Raw genomic sequence first — 17,536 nt, forward strand, 5'->3', positions numbered from 1 at the left:
AGACTCTAGGAGGTGCCCCCAGCCCGGTGCCCGCCGGTGCGGCGCGGCGGCCGGGGGAGCAGCCGCGGCGTCCGCGCGGCGTACGCGGCGTACCCCGGCCGCTGCATCATCGTCTCCTCCAGCAGCCTCGCCCCACTGACCGAGGTCAGGAACCAGGTCATCGCGAGCGGTGCGACGACCGTGGCCAGACCCGCGACCCAGCCTGAGGCGAGCCCGCCGGCGAGCCACAGGCCCCACCACACGCAGGCGTCGCCGAAGTAGTTCGGGTGCCGCGTCCAGGCCCACAGCCCGGTGTCCAGCACCGCCGGGCGGTGATCCCGCGGCCGGGAGCGGTACGCCGCCAGCTGGGCGTCCCCGACCGCCTCGAAGAAGAGCCCGACCGCCCACACCGCCACGCCCACCACCACGACCGGCCACGAGCGCACCTCGAGCACCACGCCGACGGAGACGGGCAGCGCGATGACCGGGACGAGCGCGCCCTGCAGCGCGAACACCTTGCGCACCGCCCGCGCCATCCCGACCTCGCGCAGCGGTCCGCCGAGCAGCTTCTCGTAGCGCGGGTCCTCCCCGGCGTGCTGCGCCGCACGCCGCCCGATGTGCCACGCGAGCCGGCCTCCCCAGGCCGCGACGAGAGCGACCAGCAGCCAGGTCCGCGGGCCCGAGCCCGCGTCCCCGACCGCCGCTCCCGCCCCACACGCGAGCGCCGCTACGCCGAACGCCGCCCCCCAGGCGACGTCGACGACGGCCACGCGGCCCTGCCGCCGCGCCACCAGCGCGGTCACCGTCATCACCGCGGCGGCGGCGATGACGGACAGGCCGATGCTGGCCGCGACTGCGGTCACCGCTGATCCCTCCGACGCAGCAGCAGCTGGTCGACGCCCATCCGGCCGTCCCGGAAGGCCATCGACCCACCGACGAGGTAGAGCCGCCAGACCCGGACCAGCTCCTCGCCGACGAGCGCCGTGATCGCGTCGAGGTTCTCCTCGAACCGCCGCAGCCACCCCGCGACGGTCAGCACGTAGTGCTCGCGCAGCGCCTCCACGCCGCGCAGCTCCAGGCCGGCCTCCTCGAGCAGCCCGATCGTCGCGCCGACCGGGCGCATGTGCATGTCCGGCGCGATGAAGGACTCGATGAACGGCCCGCCGCCGGGGTGGCTCGCGCCGCGCGACATCTGCTGGACCAGCACCCGGCCGCCCGGCCGGACGGAGTCCCGCAGCACCCGGGCGTAGGCCGGGTAGTTGCGCTCGCCGACGTGCTCGCCCATCTCCAGCGAGGCCACGGCGTCGTACTCCGCGCCGGGCAGCGGGACCGCGTCGCGGTAGTCGCACAGCCGGAACTCCACGCGGTCGGCCACCCCGCGCCGTCGGGCCGCCGCCTCCGCGTAGCGCCGCTGCTCGGCCGAGATGGTCACCCCCACGACGTGTGCGCCGAAGTGCTCGGCGGCATGCAGCGAGAGCGAGCCCCAGCCGCAGCCGACGTCGAGCAGCCGCATCCCACCCCCCAGGCCGAGCTTGCGGCAGACCAGGTCGAGCTTGGCCTCCTGGGCATCGGCCAGCGACTGCTCGGGCGAGGAGTGGTAGCCGCAGGAGTACGCCATGGTCCGTTCGTCGAGGATCAGCGCGTAGAAGTCGGCGGTGGTGTCGTAGTGGTGGCTGATCGAACGCCGGTCACGGTCCTTGCTGTGCAGCCGGCCGCGGACCCGGGCCTGGGTCGCCGGTGGGGCGGGTGGCCGGCCGAGGAGGTCCAGCCCCGCCGCCGACCGCAGAGCTCCGGCCAGCGCTCGCAGCGACGGCCGGCGACCGCCGAGGTCGCGCTCGGTGGCGACGGCGAACGCGTGGGTCAGCGCCGCGTCCAGGTCACCGGGTACGTCGAGCTCGCCGGTCACGTAGGCCTGCGCGGCGCCCAGCTCGCCGGGATGCCAGAGCAGCCGGCGCAGGGCGTCGGGCGAGCGCAGCTCCACCACCGGCGCGTCGACCGGGCCGGCCGTCGTACCGTCCCAGGCGACCAGGCGCACGGGCAGGTCGCCGCCGACGAAGGGACGCAGCGCCTGTTCGAGGTCGCGCGCCACCGTGGTCGTCATCGCTCGTCCTCCGGACGGGCCAGCAGCAGCTGGTGGACGTCGATGTAGTCGGCGGCGAAACCGGCCCGGCAGTACTCCAGGTAGAAGTGCCACATCCGCCGGAAGGTGGCGTCGAAGCCGAGCTCCGCCACCTGCTGCCGGGAGTCGAGGAAGGCCCGGTCCCAGCGTTGGAGGGTCTGCGCGTAGTGCCGGCCCAGGGCGAGGTCGTCGACGATCCGCAGGGCCGTGTGCTCGCGGGTCACCTGGTCGATCGCGCGGATCGAGGGGAGCGCCCCACCGGGGAAGATGTACTTGGTGATGAAGGTGTGGGTCGAGCGCGTGGCGAGCATCCGGTCGTGCGGCATCGTGATCGCCTGCAGGGCGACCTTCCCGCCGGGGGCGAGGACGTGGTCGAGGGTCTCGAAGTACGTCGCCCAGAAGTCCTGCCCGACCGCCTCGATCATCTCCACCGACACCACCGCGTCGTAGCCGCCCGGCGGTTCGTCGAGCAGCGCGCGGTAGTCGCACAGGTCCACCCGGACCCGGTCGGTGTGCCCGGCGTCGGCGATCCGCTCGCGGGCCAGGGCCTGCTGCTCGACCGACAGCGTGATCGACCGGACGCTCGCGCCCCGCGCCGCGGCGCGGATCGCCAGCTCGCCCCAACCGGTGCCGATCTCCAGCAGCCGGGAGCCCGGGCCTACCCCGGCGCGGTCCAGTAGCCGGTCGATCTTGCGGTGCTGGGCGGTGCCGAGATCCTCGGTCGCCGCGGTGCCGAGATCGGCGAACAGCGCGCTGGAGTAGGACAGGGTCGGGTCGAGGAAGGCGGTGAAGAGGTCGTTGGACAGGTCGTAGTGGTGGGCCACGTTCGCCCGGGTGTTCTCCCGGGTGCCGCGGTGGCTGCGGGGGAGCCGCGGGGAGACGACCGAGCGCAGGCGCTGCAGACCGCGCGGGACGAGCTGGGCCATGTCCGCGGCGAGCACCGTCAGGAAGTCCCCGAGCACCCCGTCCCCGGGGATGCCGTCCTCCGCCCAGGCGCCCGTCAGGTACGCCTCGCCGAAGCCGATCAGCTTGTCCCTGCCGATGCGGGCGAAGAGCTCCGCCGGACGGTGGACGACGATCGCCGGGCCGCCCCGGCCCAGGTCCTCGACCGTGCCGTCCGGGTGGTGCAGGCGCACGGTGACCTGCCGCCGCGCGATCGCCGACCGGAACAGTCGCTCGGCGACCCGGGCGGACAGACCCCGCTCGGGGATCGGTGCCAGGTCGGGCCACGCGTAGGCGGGTGAGGCGGTGAGGGTCATCGCTGCGTTCCTTCCGGGGCGTGGGGGCGGGGCTGGACGGGGAGGCGGCGTGCCCACAGCGCGACGCCGTGCGCCCGGATGAGCGCGGCCCCGCGCAGGCCCGCCAGCGGCAGCCGGGGCGGTGCCGTCGGCCGGCCGCTCAGGCTGGCGTCGAAGCGCGCGCCGTCGTCGGTGACGAGACGGACGCCGACCCGGAGCCGGCCCGACTCCGGGTCCGGAGGCGGCGCCAGCACCTCGTAGTGCCCGTCGGTGCCGTGGAAGGGCGAGACGTACATCGCCTTGTCGACGACCGTGCGCCCGGCCGGGGCCGTCCGGTCGGGGTCGAGCAGGTAGGCGTGCCGGTCGCCGTAGGTGTTGTGGACCTCGACGACGGTGGCTGCGGGGCGGCCGTCCTCCTCGCCCGGGGCCCAGCACCAGTGGACCGAGATCGGGTTGAAGCAGTGCCCGAAGGCCCGTGGTTGGGCGGCCATCAGGGCGCGGCCGCCCCGCAGGTCGATGGCGTGCGTCGCCAGGAACCGGTCGAGTCCGTCGCGCACGGAGCGGGTGTCGCCGGCGAAGTGGTCGCGCCCCTCGAACCGGCCGCTCGCGCCGTCCACGGTGCCGTCCGCCGCGACCCGGTCGAGGTCGACCACGGTCAGGTGCGAGCGGTGGGTGAAGACGTGGTCGATCGGCGCGCGGCGGCGGTGGGTCAGGGTCGTGGCGTAGGTCGTCGCGGCGGGCCGCTCCGCGGTGAGGAGGCCGAGTCGCTCGACCGCCCGTCGGCCGGAGCGTGCGCCGTCCTCGTGGAACCCCCAGCCGTGGTAGGCGCCGGCGAACACGACGCGGTCGGTGTCGATCTCCGACAGCCGGGCCTGCGCGGCCACGGACGCGGGCGTGTAGAGCGGGTGGGCATAGGTGCGGCGCACCAGCACGGTCGCGGGGTCCACGACCTCGTCGCCGCCCAGGGTGACCAGGTAGCGGGTGGCGGTGGGCAGCCGCTGCAGCCGGGTGAGGTCGTAGGTGACCCGTACCTGCTCCTGGGCGACCCGGGGGCGGCGGAAGTTCCACGACGCCCAGGCATCGCGGGCCCGCGGCAGCAGCCGGGTGTCGGTGTGCAGCAGTGCGGTGTTGGTGGCGTAGGGGATCGCGTCGAGGACCTCCTTCTGCGTGGCGGTCGGGGCGGCCAGCATCCCGAGCGCCTGGTCGGGATGCGTCGCGATCACCACGGCGTCGTACGTCTCCCGGCCGGCGGGCGTCGCGACCTCCACCCCGTCGTCGGTCTCCTCGACGGCCAGCACCGGGCTGGCGGTACGGATCCGCCCGCCCGCGGCCTCGACCGCCGCGGCGATCGCGGAGACATAGGTCGCCGAGCCGCCGGTCACCGTGCGCCATGCCGGGGAGCCGAAGACCGCGAGCATGCCGTGGTGCCGCAGGAACGCGAAGAGGTACGCCGCCGGGTAGTCCAGCGCCGCCTCCGGGTCGCACGACCACACCGCCGCCACGAGCGGCTCCAGGAAGTGCCGGCGGAAGTACGGCGAGAAGCCGTGCTGGTCGAGGAAGGCGGCCAGCGTGGTCAGGTCGCCGTCGGCGGAGGTCTCCAGCAGCCGGCGCGCGGCCCGGTGGAAGCGGGGGATCTCGGCCAGCATCCGCAGGTAGGCCGGGTTGCGGTGGTTGCCCGCGCCGGCGGGGAACAGCCCACGAGGTCCCAGCGCGCCCGCCCACTCCAGGCCGGTCACCTCGTCGCTGGTCGACATCGACATCTCCGACTCCTGGGTCGGCACGCCGAGCTCGTCGAGGATCCGGACGAGCACCGGGTAGGTCCGGCGGTTGTGGACGATGAACCCGCTGTCGATGCTCAGCTCCCGCCCGGTCGGGTCGGTGACGACATGGGTGTCGGCATGGCCGCCGAGCCGGTCGTCGGCCTCGAACAGCGTGATCTGGGTGCCGTCGGCGCGCGCGGCGAGGTACGCCGCGGTGAGTCCGGCGACGCCGGAGCCCACCACGGCGATCCGCCGCGGGGTGGAGGTGGTCATCACGAGTCCAGGGCGAAGAGCGCGATCGGGTCGCTGGTCGGCTGCGGCGATCCGCCGTCGGGCTCGACGGTGATGCCGACGCCGGTGGCCTCGGACGCATCGCCGTCGAGGACGTAGGTCGTATCCGGCTCGTCGGGCATCAGCCCGGCCGGCACCATCTCGCCGGCCGGCGACTGCAGCCACAGCTCGTAGGCCTTGCCCTTGGGCGCGCTCGCCATGTCGGTCGTCCGGATCAGCGCCCTGCCCTCGCTGCGCGAGATGACGATGGTGGCGGTCGACCCGTCCGGGAACGACTTCTCGACGGTGCTGGCGTCGGGCGCGGCCAGGATCCGCTCGGCGGCGGTCAGCTCGCCGGGCGTCTCGCTCTGCCAGGGCCGCAGCCAGGCCACGCCGACGCCGAGCAGCAGCACGACCGCGGCGGCGACCGTGATCAGCAGCGAGGTACGACGGCGCAGGGCGGTGACCGTCGCCCGGCGCGGCTGCGGGGGCAGCGGGCGGATCCGCTCGATGCCGGCGAGCACCTGGGCGCGGACGGCGTCCGGCGGCTCGACGAGGTCGGCGGTGCCGAGCAGGGCGGCGGTCTCGCGGAGGCCGTCGACCTCCGCGCGGCAGTCGGCGCACTGGGCGAGATGGGCCTCGAACCGGGCCCGCTCGAGGTCGTCGAGCGCATCGACGGCGTACGCGCCCGAGAGCGCGTGCACGTCCCATCCCGGGGTCTGGTCGTGACCGGTCATCGCTCTACTCCGATCGTGTCGCGCAGCCGGATGAGGCCGTCGCGGATCCTGGTCTTCGCGGTCCCGACCGGCAGGTCGAGGAGGGCGGCCACCTCGGTGTGGGTGTAGCCGCCGAAGTACGCGAGCTCGATCGCCTCGCGCTGCACCTCGGTGAGCTGAGTCAGCGCCGCCCGGACCCGGTGGGCCTCGAGGGACGCATGCGCCGCCTCGACGGTGGTGTCGTGCTCCACCGCCCGGTTGCTCTGCTCGTAGGTGACGTCGCGGCGGGTCGCCGCCTCGGCGCTGCGGACCCGGTCCACCGCCTTGCGGTGGGTGATCGTCATCAGCCAGGCCAGTGCACTGCCCCGCGCGGCGTCGTACCTGCTCGCCTGGCGCCAGACCTCGAGGAACACCTCCTGGGTGACCTCCTCGGCCTGGGCCGGGTCACGGACCACCCGCAGGACGAGGCCGTGGACGCGGGCCGCCGTGGCGTCGTACAGGGTGGCGAAGGCGGCGCTGTCGCCGCGCGCGGCGCGCTGGAGCAGCGGGCCGAGGTCGGGGCCGTGACCGCCGGCCGGCGCCCCCGCGTGGGGAGCGCCGGCCGGGTCGCCGGGGACCGGATCCATGAACGTGATCCTTCCGGGTCAGGTGGTGTGCGAGAAGTGCCCGAACGGGGTCACTTCACCCCGGTGAGGACCTTGTCGATCACATAGACGGTCGCGTTGGCCGTCGGGATGTTGCCGCAGAGGACCTGGGCGGTGACGGTGCCGTCGCTGACGGTCATACCGCTCTCGGCGTCGCCCTCGATGGTGAGCTGGTCGCCCGCGAGGGTCTCCTGGTCGCCGACGACGGCCGTCGGGTCGTCGTTCGCGCCGAGCACGTGGTGGGCGAGCACCTTGTAGAGCGCGCTGTCCTGGCCCTTCTCCTTGCCCTCCATGACCATGCCGTTGAGGTCCTTCTCCGGGATGGCGGCGAAGGCGTCGTTGTACGGCGCGAACACGGTGAGGGCGGCCGCTCCGTTGAGGGTGTCGGCGAGGCCGTCGATGCTCGTGACGGCGGTGACCAGGGTGCTCAGCAGCGGGTTGTTGCTGGCCGCGGTGGCGACCGGGTCCTTGACCATGCCGTCGAAGGAGCCGGCGCCCGAGGTCGGGATGGCGGAGCAGCCGGGGCCGAAGGTCTGCGCGGCCGCGCCCTCCGTGTCCCCTGCGTCGTCGCTGGGCGCGTCGCTGGTCATCCCGCTGTCGGAGCTCGGGGCGCTGCCGGAGTCGGTGTCCTTCGCGTCGCCGTCGTCGCCGCAGGCGGCGAGGGAGACGGACAGGGCGAGGACGGCGGCGGTGGCGCCGGCGGTGCGGGTGAGTCGGTGGAGCAACATGTTGGTGCCTTCCGTAGGAGGTCGTGTGCAGGTGATTCGGAGCCGTGGCCGGACCGGATGGGTCAGGAGACGCGGACCAGGAGCTCGTGCAGTCCGCTCGCGCCGTCGGGGAACGGCTCGGCCCGGACGGGGGTCTGCGGCTCGCCGTTGCCGGCGACCGCGCGGACGGCGATCCGGTGCGAGCCCGGCTCGGCGGACCAGCGGTGGAACCACTGGCGCCAGTAGTCGTCCCCGCCGTCCGGGCCGAGCTGCGCGTCGACCCAGGGGCCGCCGTCGACCCGGACCTGGACGCCCGCGATGCCCCCGCGCTCCTGCGCCCAGGCCACGCCGCCGACCACGACGTCCCCGGCATCGAGCTCGGCCAGCGCCTTCGGGGTGTCGATCCGCGCCGAGATCTTGATGGGCGCGTCGGTCGCCCAGCCGCGCTCGGTCCAGTACGCCTGCTTCTTGTCGTAGGTCGTCAAGGTGAGCCGGGTCAGCCACTTGGTGGCGCTGATGAAGCCGTACAGGCCGGGAATGACCAGGCGGACGGGGAAGCCGTGCTCGCGAGGGAGTGCCTTGCCGTTCATGCCCACGGCGACGAGGGCGTCGCGGCCGTCGGTGGCGAGGGCCAGCGGGGTACTGATCGTCATCCCGGCGAAGTCGGTGGAGAGGATCTGGTCGGCCTCGGTGCTCCCGATGCCCGCCAGGTCGAGCACATCGGTGAGGGGGACGCCGAGCCAACGGGCGCCGCCGACGTACGGGCCACCGACGCTGTTGGACACGCAGGTCAGCGTGATGTCGCGTTCGACCATCGGCATCGCGAGCAGCTCGTCGAAGCCGAGCGTGACCTTCCGGTCCACGTCGCCGTCGATCGTGAGGGTCCAGTCGTCGGCGCCGATCACGGGGACGTCGAGCCGGGTGTCGACCCGGTAGAAGTCGGCGTTCGGCGTGCGGAACCGGGTGATGCCCGGGACCTGGTCGTCGAGCCCGCGCGGCAACGGCGGGGCGGGATCGGCCGGGGCCGGCAGCGCCACGTCCTCGGGGCGGGCGCGCAGGCCGGACACCAGGCGGCCGGCGAGCCCGCCGGCCGCGGCGACCGCGGCGACGGCGGTCATCGTCAGCAGCACGGTACGGCGCCCGCCGTCGGCCCCGCTCGTCCGCGCGTCGGTCCGGCCGAGCAGCCGCAGCGCGGCCGGTGCCGCGACCGCCGCGACCAGGGAGGGGAGCAGGTCGAGGGCCTCCGCCTCCGGCCGGGTCAGCACGGCCACGGCCGCGACGGCCACCAGCGCGACCAGCACGCCCGCCCCGGCGGCGTACCGGCGCCGGGCGAGCACCCCGGCCAGAGCGGCCAGCACGAGCACCCCGGCCAGGACGGAGCCGACCAGGATCGCCTTGTCCGCGCTCCCGAAGGTGCGGATCGCCCACTCCTTCATCGGGGTGGGCGTCAGGTCGATCACGGTGGAGCCCACGGCCAGCACCGGGGACGCGGCCGGGTCGCTCAGCGCGGCCGCCAGGTGGGCCAGGCCGATGCCGGTCAGGGTGGCGAGCACGCCGTACCCGGCCCAGAGCAGTGTCCCGAGCAGTCGGATCCTCATGGGGGTGGTTCGTTGCGGGCCGCCCGGCGGATCGGGTGCAGGAATCGCCGGTCGACCGGTTGTTCCGGAACTTGTCGGGCGTTGCAACGCCGGACAAGTGCAGGAACTGCCCGACAAGTCCGCCCGCGGCGACGGTGCGGCTACGGCGCAGCCGGCGTGGCGATGTGGACGAGCGCATCCCCCGCGTTGACGATCGGCGCCCGGGTCAGCCCGATCACGATGCCGGCCCGGTCGGCGTGGACCAGCCGGACCCGGCGGCCGAAGGTGTCGGAGAGGCCGCCGAGCCGGCGACCCTCCTCGACGTACTCCCCGAGGTGGACGTCGAGGTGCAGGATCCCCGTGCCGCGGGCCCGGACCCACGTGCTGCTGCGGCACTCGACCGGCGCGGGTGCGTCCGCCCAGGCCGGGTCGGCGTCGATCATGCCGAGCGACGCCAGCACCCGGCGTACGCCGGCGACGCCGACGGCGATCGGCTCCTCCTCGAAGCGCAGCGCCTCGCCGGCCTCGTAGAGCAGCACCGCCGCGCCGTGGTCGCGCCCGGCCTGGCGCAGCGAGCCGTCGCGGAGCCGGGCGTGCAGCATGACGGGAGCGCCGAACGCCTCGGCGAGGGCGCGGGTGCGGGGGTCGTCGAGGTCGGCGCGGATCTGCGGCAGATTGGTCCGCCGGTCCGCGGCCGTGTGCAGATCGATGCCGACGTCGCACTTGCTGACCACCTCGGTCATGAGCAGGTGCGCGATCCGGCTGGCCAGCGACCCGCGCGCGGAGCCCGGGAAGGAGCGGTTGAGATCGCGTCGGTCCGGCAGGTAGCGGTCGCCGGTCATGAAGCCGAGGACGTTGACCACGGGTACGGCGACGAGGGTGCCGCGGAAGGTGCGGGCCGACAGCGTGGCCAGCGCCTGCCGGATCACCTCGACGCCCATCACCTCGTCGCCGTGGATGGCGGCGTTGACCCAGATCGTCGGGCCGTGCTCGCGCCCGTGCACCACCCGCACCGGCAGGCTCACGTCACCGCCGGTGACCAGTCGGGTGATCGGCAGCTCGACCTCCTTGGTCGACCCGGCCCGGACCCGGACGCTGCCGATCGCGAAGGACTCACGCAGGGCCATCGGCCCGCCCGCGGTTCTTGCGGCGTACCCGGCGCGGCGGCCGGCCGCCGACGTACGAGCGGCCGGAGTCGACGAGGAAGCCCTGGCGCAGTGCCTCGCGTCCGACGAGCATCCGGAAGCCCATCTCGTCGCGGCGGGTGAGCGTCACCTCGGTGGTGATGGTGCGGCCGAGCAGCTCCAGCTCGGTGAGGACGACGAACCGCTCCTGGGTGTGGCCGGTCGAGCTGCGGACGGTCCGGCGGTCGTGGACCGGGCACTCGACGTACACGGCGTCGTCGGCGGAGCGCTGCCACGGGTGGACCGAGAACCGGACCCAGTCGGCGCCGTCGCGCTCGACGGTGGTGAGGTCGAAGGCATGCAGGGCGGAGGTGCGGGCACCGGTGTCGAGCTTGGCCTTCACCGGTCCCACCCCCAGGCCGGGCAGACGCACCCACTCGCGCCAGCCGGCGACCACCGGCGGGCTGCTTGAATGGGCACTGACCACGCATCCATCCAAGCAGGCGATCCCACCAGGTCGGGTATGAAGCTCGCGATCCTCTCCCGCGCACCGCGCTCCTACAGCACCCAGCGGCTGCGCACCGCCGCGCTCGACCGGGGGCATCAGGTCAAGGTGCTCAACACGCTCCGCTTCGCCATCGACCTGTCGGGCGACGAGCCGGACCTGCAGTTCCGCGGCAAGCAGCTCTCGGACTACGACGCCGTACTGCCGCGGATCGGCAACTCGATCACCTACTTCGGTACGGCGGTCGTGCGGCAGTTCGAGCAGATGGACGTCTACACGCCCAACACCGCCAACGGGATCGCCAACTCGCGCGACAAGCTGCGCGCCACCCAGATCCTCTCGCGCCACAACATCGGCATGCCGGCCACGACCTTCGTCCGTGACCGCGCCGACGTGATCCCCGCGATCGAACGGGTCGGCGGCGCGCCGGTCGTCATCAAGCTGCTCGAGGGCACCCAGGGCATCGGCGTCATCCTGGCGCCCAGCATCAAGGTCGCCGAGGCCATCATCGAGACCCTGCAGAGCACCAAGCAGCAGGTGCTCATCCAGCGCTTCGTCAAGGAGTCGCGCGGGCGCGACGTACGGGCCCTCGTCGTCGGCGACCGGGTCGTCGCCGCGATGCGGCGGGTCGCGCAGGGCGACGAGTTCCGCTCCAACGTGCACCGCGGCGGCACCGTCGAGCGCGTCGACCTCGACCCGGCGTACGAGCAGGTCGCCGTCCGTGCCGCGCAGATCATGGGCCTCAAGGTCGCCGGCGTCGACATGCTGGAGGCCACCTCCGGCCCGCTCGTCATGGAGGTCAACTCCTCGCCGGGCCTGGAGGGCATCGAGACCGCCACCAAGCTCGACGTCGCCGGCGCGATCATCGACCACATCGACAACCAGGTCGCCTTCCCCCAGATCGACGTCCGCGAGCGGCTCTCCGTCTCCACCGGGTACGGCGTCGCGGAGCTGGTCGTCCACGGCGACGCCGATCTCGTCGGCAAGTCGATCGGTGACTCGGGGCTGCGCGACCGCGACATCACGGTGCTCACCCTGCACCGCGGCACCCTGGTCATCCCCAACCCGTTCCCCCACCACGTGCTCGAGGCCGAGGATCGGTTGCTCTGCTTCGGCAAACTCGAGGAGATGCGCTCGATGATCCCCGCCCGCCCCAAGCGGCGCGCCCGGGTCAAGAAGCTGCCCAAGCAGCCCATTCATTCTGACTAGCCGAGCGTGTCGTCCGATCGACGGCGCTCGCTGCGCTCGGGACGCCCTTGCCGACGCTGCGCTCGGGACGCCCTTGCCGACGCTGCGCTCGGGCCGCCCTTGCCGACGCTGCGCTCCGCGCGGGACGCCACGCTGCCGGCGCCGCGGTCGAGGCGCGCGACCAGCGGTTGCCGGCAAGGCGCGGCGGGACTCCGGTTAGATGGTTGCATGACTGACGCACCCGCCGAGCTGGTCCACCTCGACGTCGCCGACGGCATCGCGACGATCACCCTCGACTCGCCCCACAACCGCAACGCCCTCTCGCGGCAGCTGGTCACCGAGCTGGTCGGCCACCTGGCGACGGCGGACGCGGCGGACGACGTACGGGTCGTGGTGCTGAGGTCGTCGGGCCGGGTGTTCTGCTCCGGCGCCGACCTCTCGGAGGCCTCGACGGTCCCGATGCAGGAGGGCGCGCGGGCCATCGTCGCGCTCCAGCGCCAGATCGTCGCGCTCGCCAAGCCGGTGGTGACCGTGGTCGAGGGCGCGGCCCGGGCGGGGGGCATCGGCATCGTCGCCGCCTCCGACGTGGTCGTGGTCGCCGAGGACGCCACCTTCGCGCTCACCGAGGTCAAGCTGGGGCTGACCCCCGCGGTCATCTCGCTGACCGTGTTCCCGCGGCTCACCCCGCGCGGTCTCGCCTGGACCGCGCTCGGCGGGGAGGTGTTCAGCGGGGCGGAGGCCGCCGACTACGGCCTGGCGACCTTCGCCGTCCCCGCCGCAGACCTCGGGGCCACGGTCGACGACGTGGTCGGCAAGCTCGCCACCGGCGCGGCCCAGGGCCTGCGCGAGACCAAGGGCCTGCTCGCCGCCGATCTGCTCGCGCGGATCGACACGCAGGGGGAGCAGCTGGTCGAGCTCAGCGCCCGGCTGTTCGGCTCCGACGAGGCCCGCGAGGCGATGACCGCCTTCCTCACCCGCAAGAAGGGCTGACCGGAACCGTTCACCTACCGATTTCGTCGCCCCGGCGTGGGTTTGACGACAATTCCGGTAGGTGAGCGGGAGAACACCGGCGCGGCTCAGAAGTCGATGAACCCGGCGACCACCTCGTCGACGAGCCCGTCCGGGCCGGGCGTGCCGTAGAAGTACACCGAGCCGTAGCCCCAGAGGTACTCCTCGACGACGTCCTCGAGCTCCCCGTCGACCGGCCACCCCTCCTCGTCCACCTGGAACAGGAACCGGTGGCCGTCGGCCTCCACCGCGGCGGCGTACGACGGCTCGTGCTGGATCAGCTGCGGCGTGTCCGCGATCCGCACGAGTCCCGGTCCGTCGTGTCCCGGTCCGTCGTGACCGGCGGCGAGCGGGGTGAGGGCGGCGGCCCGCAGGCCGGGCCAGCCCCGGTCCGGGCGCCCGCCGCGCGGGGAGGGCGGGTGGACGAGGGCGCGCATCGCCAGGCCGGGGTAGGTGAGGTCCTCGTCGCCGATGTCGAAGCCGTCGCGCAGCAGGACCGACACCTCACGCCCGGCGGCCCAGGGCGCGCAGCCGGCGGGCAGGGTCAGCACGTAGCGGTGGGTCGCGAGCCAGGGGTGGTCCTCGACCGTCCGCGGCGGGGCACCGCCGAGCCGACCGCCGACCGGGGTGTCGGGCAGGGCGGGGGTGAGCAGGAGGACCATGTCCGGGACCCTAGGCCGCGGGTGGTCTCCGGTCCGGTGCCGGTGCCCGGAACCGGTGTGGCGCGGGCGCCGTCCAACGGGCCGAGGGGTTTGCGTCGGACCGATCCGGAGCATGAGCCTCGTGGGAGGTAGTGGAATGATGGAGAAGAAGATCGTCGGGCTGGCCCTGGCCGGCCTCGCGGCGGCAGCTCTGGTGCTGCCCACGGGACCGGCCGCCCGGGCCGCGGCCGAGCGGGAGGGCGGCAGCGACGAGGCCTGCCTCCTGCGCGCCACGACCGGGGAGTTGCACTGCTACCCCAGCGCCGACGCGCTGGTCGAGGCGGTGACCGGCGCCCCCGCCGAGGGGCTGACGACCGCCGACCTCGCCGATCGGCCCACGGTCGCGTCGATCGAGGCAGGCCTGGCCCGTCAGGACCGGGCGGCCGCCGCACGCGCGACGCGGACCGTGCGCACCGGCCTCGACGAGCCCGGCGCCGCCCCCGCACCGCTCGCGTCGGTCGTGACCGCCATCTTCTACGACGGCACGTACGGCAGTGGTGCCGCGCTGGTCATGGAGGCGCCCAGCGGGTGCGACGACGACCCCGACGTCGAATGGGCCTGGCCGACGCTGACGTCGAGCTGGCGCAACCGGATCCGCTCCGGCACGGGCTACGCCCGCTGTGACTTCAAGGTCTGGAACAACGCGTCCTACGGCGGCGCGTCGTACGGCTACGTCGCGAGCTCCGGTCACTTCGGCGCCCTCGACGCGGCGGCCAACTCGGTGAAGATGCGCTAGCCCGTCCCGGGCGTGCCGCCGGGGTGCACATCGACCGTGTGGAGCGCCACGAAGCCCAGCGACGCCGGGGCGCTCGGGTCACCGCAGGCCGGCAGCGCGGTGTCGGCCGGGAGGTCGAGGGTCGTGGTGTCGCCGGTGGAGAAGGTCACCCGGACCTGAGGCGGGCCGTCGCCGCACCAGGTCGCCCAGGTCAGCTCGAGGACAGCGTCCTCGCCGGGGCGCAGCCGGACCCGCGGGGCGCCGGGGGGCAGTGTGGTGCTCAGGGCGTCGACGCCGGTGCCGACGTCGATCCGGGTGCCCGGGCCGATCGGGCACCGGCCGTGCCCGCCGGTGCCGCCGCCGAGCGCCAGGGCGAGGGAGGGGCCGGCGGCGGCGTCAGTGCTCACGCCCGCGGAACGCAGCGTGACGCCCGTGCAGCTCGGTCCCGACCCGGCCGGCTGGGGTGTCGTGTCGCCCCCGCGCAGCACGACACCCGCGACGGCCGCGACGGCGACGACGCCGGCCGCGCCGACGACACCGGCCACGCGGCGCTGCCGGTGGCGGCGCTGGGCGCCGGCGATCCGTGCGGCGAGGTCGGGGACGTCGGGGACGGGGATGTCGCCCTCGCGGACGAATGCGCGCAGCTGTCGCTCGAGGTCGCTCATGGGCCGACCTCCCCCCGGGCCGGATCGGCGGCACGGTCGGCGGCACGGTCAGCGGCACCGTCGGCGAGGCCGTTCCCGAGGGGGTCGTCGGCAGCGACGCCGAGCAGCCGCCGCAGGGTCGCCATACCGCGGCTGGCCTGGCTCTTGACGGTGCCGGGCCGACAGCCGAGGACCTCGGCGATCTCCTTCTCGGAGCAGTCCTCGTAGTAGCGCAGCACGAGGACCGCGCGCTGACGGGGCGGCAGCTGCTGCAGTGCCGCCCAGAGATCGGAGGTCCAGGCGGGATCGTCGTCGCTGGTGGCCCGGTCCTCGGGCTCGGCCAGGAGGAACTCGCGCCGGTCGCGCTTGCTGCGGCTCCACCACAGGCGGGTCATCGTGCGCCGGGCGTAGGCGTCCTGGTGCTCGACGTCGCGGACGTGGCGCCACCGCCGGCCGAGCCTGAGGAAGGTCTCCTGGGCGAGGTCGGCGGCCGTGTGCGGGTCGCCTCCGGTCAGCAGCATGCCGTAGCGCAGGAGGCCGCTCTGCTTCGCCGCCACGAAGTCGGCGAAATCGGCATCCACGCGCCGCTCACCTCCTCACGCGACTCCCGAGACGTCGTTTCCATGACTACCCAAGGCCGTTCGTACCCCCGAGGGTTGCATCATCGCCCTGATTCGTGGGTCACAGGGTCGCGACGAGGCGAGCCGCGTCCGCGGTGGCACCGCGGATCAGGCCGAGGCCGCCCGCGTCCCCGACGACGCGGACGTCGACGCCGGGCAGCGCTGCGACCAGCCGGTCTCGCACCGTCGGGTCGGCACCCACCTCGCCCGCGAGGACGACCGCGTCGGCCGGCAGGACCCGCGGCTCGCCGTGGGCGGGCGTCCAGCGCACCCCCGCCGCGGTGATCGCGCCCACGTCGGCCCCGACGTGCACGGTGACGCCGAGCCGGTCGAGGCGGTCCATGTGCTCGCCGCGCCGCTTGGCGCCGAACTCCGGCGCGATCTCGGCGCCGGAGTGCAGCAGGGCGACCAGCCGACCGGGCGCGGCGAGCACCTCGCACCACTCGACGGCGGCCAGCCGGCCGCCGATGACCACCACCCGGCGTCCGGCGGGAGGGCGGGCGGGGTCGATGCCGGCGACGACGTGCGGCAGGTCCGCTCCGGGCAGCTCCGGGACGGAGACCCGCCCGCCGGTGGCGACCACCACCAGGTCCGGGGCGAGTGCCCGGACCAGCTCCGGGTCGGCCGCGGTGCCCAACCGGACGTCGACGTCCGCGTCCGCGACCCGGCCCAGCAGCCAGTCGAGATAGCCCCGGTTCTCGGGATGGACCGCGCACGCGGCCACGAGGGCCCCGCCGAGTGTGGGCGAGCGCTCCAGCAGGACCACGTCGAGCCCGGCGTCGGCGGCGCGCCACGCGGTCTCCAGCCCCGCCGGTCCTCCACCGGCGACGACGACCCGGCGTGGCGCGGCCGGTGTCGAGCGCGCCAGGGTGAGCTCGTGACCGGTGAGGGGGTTCACGGCGCACTCGGCGGCCAGCTTCTCCTCGAGCGTGTCGATGCAGTTCTCGCACGAGATGCAGCGGCGCACCCGCGCCGGTCCGCCGAGCGCTCCGGTGAGCTTGCGGGGCAGGTCCGGGTCGGCCAGCAGGGGGCGGCCGAGCGCGACGAAGTCGGCCCGCCCGTCGGCCAGCACCTGCTCCGCGAGCGCGGGGTCGTGCAGCCGGCCGACCGCGATGACGGGGACGTCGACGACCTCGCGCACCGCCGCCGCCCCGCCGACGTTGAGCCCGTCGCCGTCGTCGGCGGCGTTGACCATGCCGGTGACCAGCCGGTCGATCACACCGCCGCTGACGTGGAAGGCGTCGACCCCGGCCTCGACGAGCAGCGGCGCCATCGTGGCCGTGTCGTGCACCGGCCGGCCGGCGGCCACCCGCTCGTAGCCCGAGACCCGCAGCGTGACGGGGAAGTCCGCGCCCACCTCCGCGCGGATCGCCGCCAGCGCCTCCAGCACCACCCGGATCCGGCCCTCGACCGACGTGCCGCGGTACCGGTCGCCGCGCCGGTTGCGCTGGGGCGCGAGGAAGGAGCCGAGGAACATGTAGCCGTGCGCGGCATGCAGCTCGATGCCGTCGTACCCGGCGGCGCGGACCCGCCCCGCGGCCGACCGGAACTGGTCGAGGATCGCCGCGACCTGCTCCTTCGTGGCCTCGGCCGAGGGCCGTCCGGTGAGGTACGACCCGATCACGGACGGTCCGAGGGACGTCACGCCGAACATCTCGGGGCCGAGCCCGTCAGGGCCCGCGTGCACGAGCTGCGGCTGGATCCGGGCTCCGTGCGCGTGGACCGCCTCGACCAGCCGGCGGTGCGCAGGGATCGCCGTGTCCTCACCGAGCTGCAGCCCGCCCGGCGTCTCCGGGTGCTGGGGGTCGATGCCGGTCGCGCCGACAGTGACCAGTGCGACGCCGCCGGCCGCGCGGGTCGCGAAGTGCGCGACCGTCCGGTCGGAGGGATGGCCGTCGGGAGTGCCGTACATCGTCTCCATCGGCGACATCACGATCCGGTTGCGCAGCTCCATCGAGCCGATCCGCCCGGGCGCCAGCAGATGCGGAAACATGGAACATGTTCTACCCGGGATCGGGGCC

At 74.3% G+C, this 17,536-nt stretch carries 17 protein-coding genes; 3 read left to right on the plus strand and 14 right to left on the minus strand.

Annotation, left to right across the window (positions count from 1 at the left end):
* Window positions 1–5: 5 nt before the first annotated feature.
* The 10 genes from QJ852_00960 to QJ852_01005 all read right to left on the minus strand — a co-directional run bounded on the left by QJ852_00960 (window position 6) and on the right by QJ852_01005 (window position 10,621).
* Window positions 6–842: a DUF1295 domain-containing protein gene (locus QJ852_00960; GenBank protein ID WGX97016.1), complete on the minus strand. Its 837-nt coding sequence runs from the start codon at window positions 840–842 to the stop codon at window positions 6–8.
* Window positions 839–2,080, minus strand: a complete 1,242-nt coding sequence (locus tag QJ852_00965; protein WGX97017.1) for a cyclopropane-fatty-acyl-phospholipid synthase family protein — start codon at window positions 2,078–2,080, stop codon at window positions 839–841. Before QJ852_00965 ends, QJ852_00960 begins: the two co-directional genes overlap by 4 nt.
* Window positions 2,077–3,357 carry a class I SAM-dependent methyltransferase gene (locus tag QJ852_00970; protein ID WGX97018.1) on the minus strand — a complete coding sequence of 427 codons (1,281 nt, stop codon included), beginning with the start codon at window positions 3,355–3,357 and terminating at the stop codon, window positions 2,077–2,079. The genes QJ852_00965 and QJ852_00970 overlap by 4 nt, the downstream gene beginning before the upstream one ends.
* Window positions 3,354–5,369 carry a DUF1365 family protein gene (locus tag QJ852_00975; protein ID WGX97019.1) on the minus strand — a complete coding sequence of 672 codons (2,016 nt, stop codon included), beginning with the start codon at window positions 5,367–5,369 and terminating at the stop codon, window positions 3,354–3,356. The genes QJ852_00970 and QJ852_00975 overlap by 4 nt, the downstream gene beginning before the upstream one ends.
* Window positions 5,369–6,103, minus strand: coding sequence for an anti-sigma factor (locus QJ852_00980; protein ID WGX97020.1), 735 nt, complete (start codon window positions 6,101–6,103; stop codon window positions 5,369–5,371). The genes QJ852_00975 and QJ852_00980 overlap by 1 nt, the downstream gene beginning before the upstream one ends.
* The gene (gene sigK / locus QJ852_00985; protein WGX97021.1) at window positions 6,100–6,708 is read right to left on the minus strand and encodes an ECF RNA polymerase sigma factor SigK; all 609 of its coding nucleotides are present in this window, start codon (window positions 6,706–6,708) and stop codon (window positions 6,100–6,102) included. The genes QJ852_00980 and sigK overlap by 4 nt, the downstream gene beginning before the upstream one ends.
* 50 nt (window positions 6,709–6,758) lie before the next feature.
* Window positions 6,759–7,454 carry a fasciclin domain-containing protein gene (locus QJ852_00990; protein ID WGX97022.1) on the minus strand — a complete coding sequence of 232 codons (696 nt, stop codon included), beginning with the start codon at window positions 7,452–7,454 and terminating at the stop codon, window positions 6,759–6,761.
* A 62-nt stretch (window positions 7,455–7,516) separates the two neighbouring features.
* Window positions 7,517–9,031 carry a molybdopterin-dependent oxidoreductase gene (locus QJ852_00995; GenBank protein ID WGX97023.1) on the minus strand — a complete coding sequence of 505 codons (1,515 nt, stop codon included), beginning with the start codon at window positions 9,029–9,031 and terminating at the stop codon, window positions 7,517–7,519.
* Window positions 9,032–9,171: 140 nt separating this feature from the next.
* Window positions 9,172–10,137, minus strand: coding sequence for a succinylglutamate desuccinylase/aspartoacylase family protein (locus tag QJ852_01000; protein ID WGX97024.1), 966 nt, complete (start codon window positions 10,135–10,137; stop codon window positions 9,172–9,174).
* Entirely contained in the window at window positions 10,124–10,621 is a 498-nt protein-coding gene (locus QJ852_01005; protein ID WGX97025.1) for a RimK/LysX family protein, read from the minus strand. The genes QJ852_01000 and QJ852_01005 overlap by 14 nt, the downstream gene beginning before the upstream one ends.
* 36 nt (window positions 10,622–10,657) lie before the next feature.
* Here QJ852_01005 and QJ852_01010 point away from each other — a divergent pair, with 36 nt between their 5' ends.
* Both QJ852_01010 and QJ852_01015 read left to right on the plus strand, forming a co-directional pair.
* Window positions 10,658–11,848, plus strand: a complete 1,191-nt coding sequence (locus tag QJ852_01010) for a RimK family alpha-L-glutamate ligase (GenBank protein ID WGX97026.1) — start codon at window positions 10,658–10,660, stop codon at window positions 11,846–11,848.
* A 207-nt stretch (window positions 11,849–12,055) separates the two neighbouring features.
* On the plus strand, window positions 12,056–12,817 hold the full coding sequence (locus tag QJ852_01015) for an enoyl-CoA hydratase-related protein (GenBank protein WGX97027.1): 762 nt from the start codon (window positions 12,056–12,058) through the stop codon (window positions 12,815–12,817).
* An 86-nt stretch (window positions 12,818–12,903) separates the two neighbouring features.
* On the opposite strand, the gene QJ852_01020 is transcribed toward QJ852_01015, so the two are convergent.
* A complete protein-coding gene (locus tag QJ852_01020; protein ID WGX97028.1) occupies window positions 12,904–13,497 on the minus strand; it encodes a hypothetical protein in 594 nt (197 codons plus the stop codon).
* 139 nt (window positions 13,498–13,636) lie between these two features.
* Here QJ852_01020 and QJ852_01025 point away from each other — a divergent pair, with 139 nt between their 5' ends.
* A complete protein-coding gene (locus tag QJ852_01025; GenBank protein WGX97029.1) occupies window positions 13,637–14,272 on the plus strand; it encodes a hypothetical protein in 636 nt (211 codons plus the stop codon).
* Here QJ852_01025 and QJ852_01030 read toward each other — a convergent pair.
* The 3 genes from QJ852_01030 to QJ852_01040 all read right to left on the minus strand — a co-directional run bounded on the left by QJ852_01030 (window position 14,269) and on the right by QJ852_01040 (window position 17,508).
* A complete protein-coding gene (locus tag QJ852_01030; protein WGX97030.1) occupies window positions 14,269–14,916 on the minus strand; it encodes a hypothetical protein in 648 nt (215 codons plus the stop codon). The two genes, QJ852_01025 and QJ852_01030, sit on opposite strands and share 4 nt — an antisense overlap.
* On the minus strand, window positions 14,913–15,476 hold the full coding sequence (locus tag QJ852_01035; GenBank protein WGX97031.1) for a SigE family RNA polymerase sigma factor: 564 nt from the start codon (window positions 15,474–15,476) through the stop codon (window positions 14,913–14,915). Before QJ852_01035 ends, QJ852_01030 begins: the two co-directional genes overlap by 4 nt.
* A 100-nt stretch (window positions 15,477–15,576) precedes the next feature.
* Window positions 15,577–17,508, minus strand: coding sequence for an FAD-dependent oxidoreductase (locus QJ852_01040; GenBank protein WGX97032.1), 1,932 nt, complete (start codon window positions 17,506–17,508; stop codon window positions 15,577–15,579).
* Between the last annotated feature and the right edge of the window lie 28 nt (window positions 17,509–17,536).

Origin of the sequence: Nocardioides sp. L-11A (assembly GCA_029961745.1) — a bacterium.
Taxonomy (GTDB): domain Bacteria; phylum Actinomycetota; class Actinomycetes; order Propionibacteriales; family Nocardioidaceae; genus Nocardioides.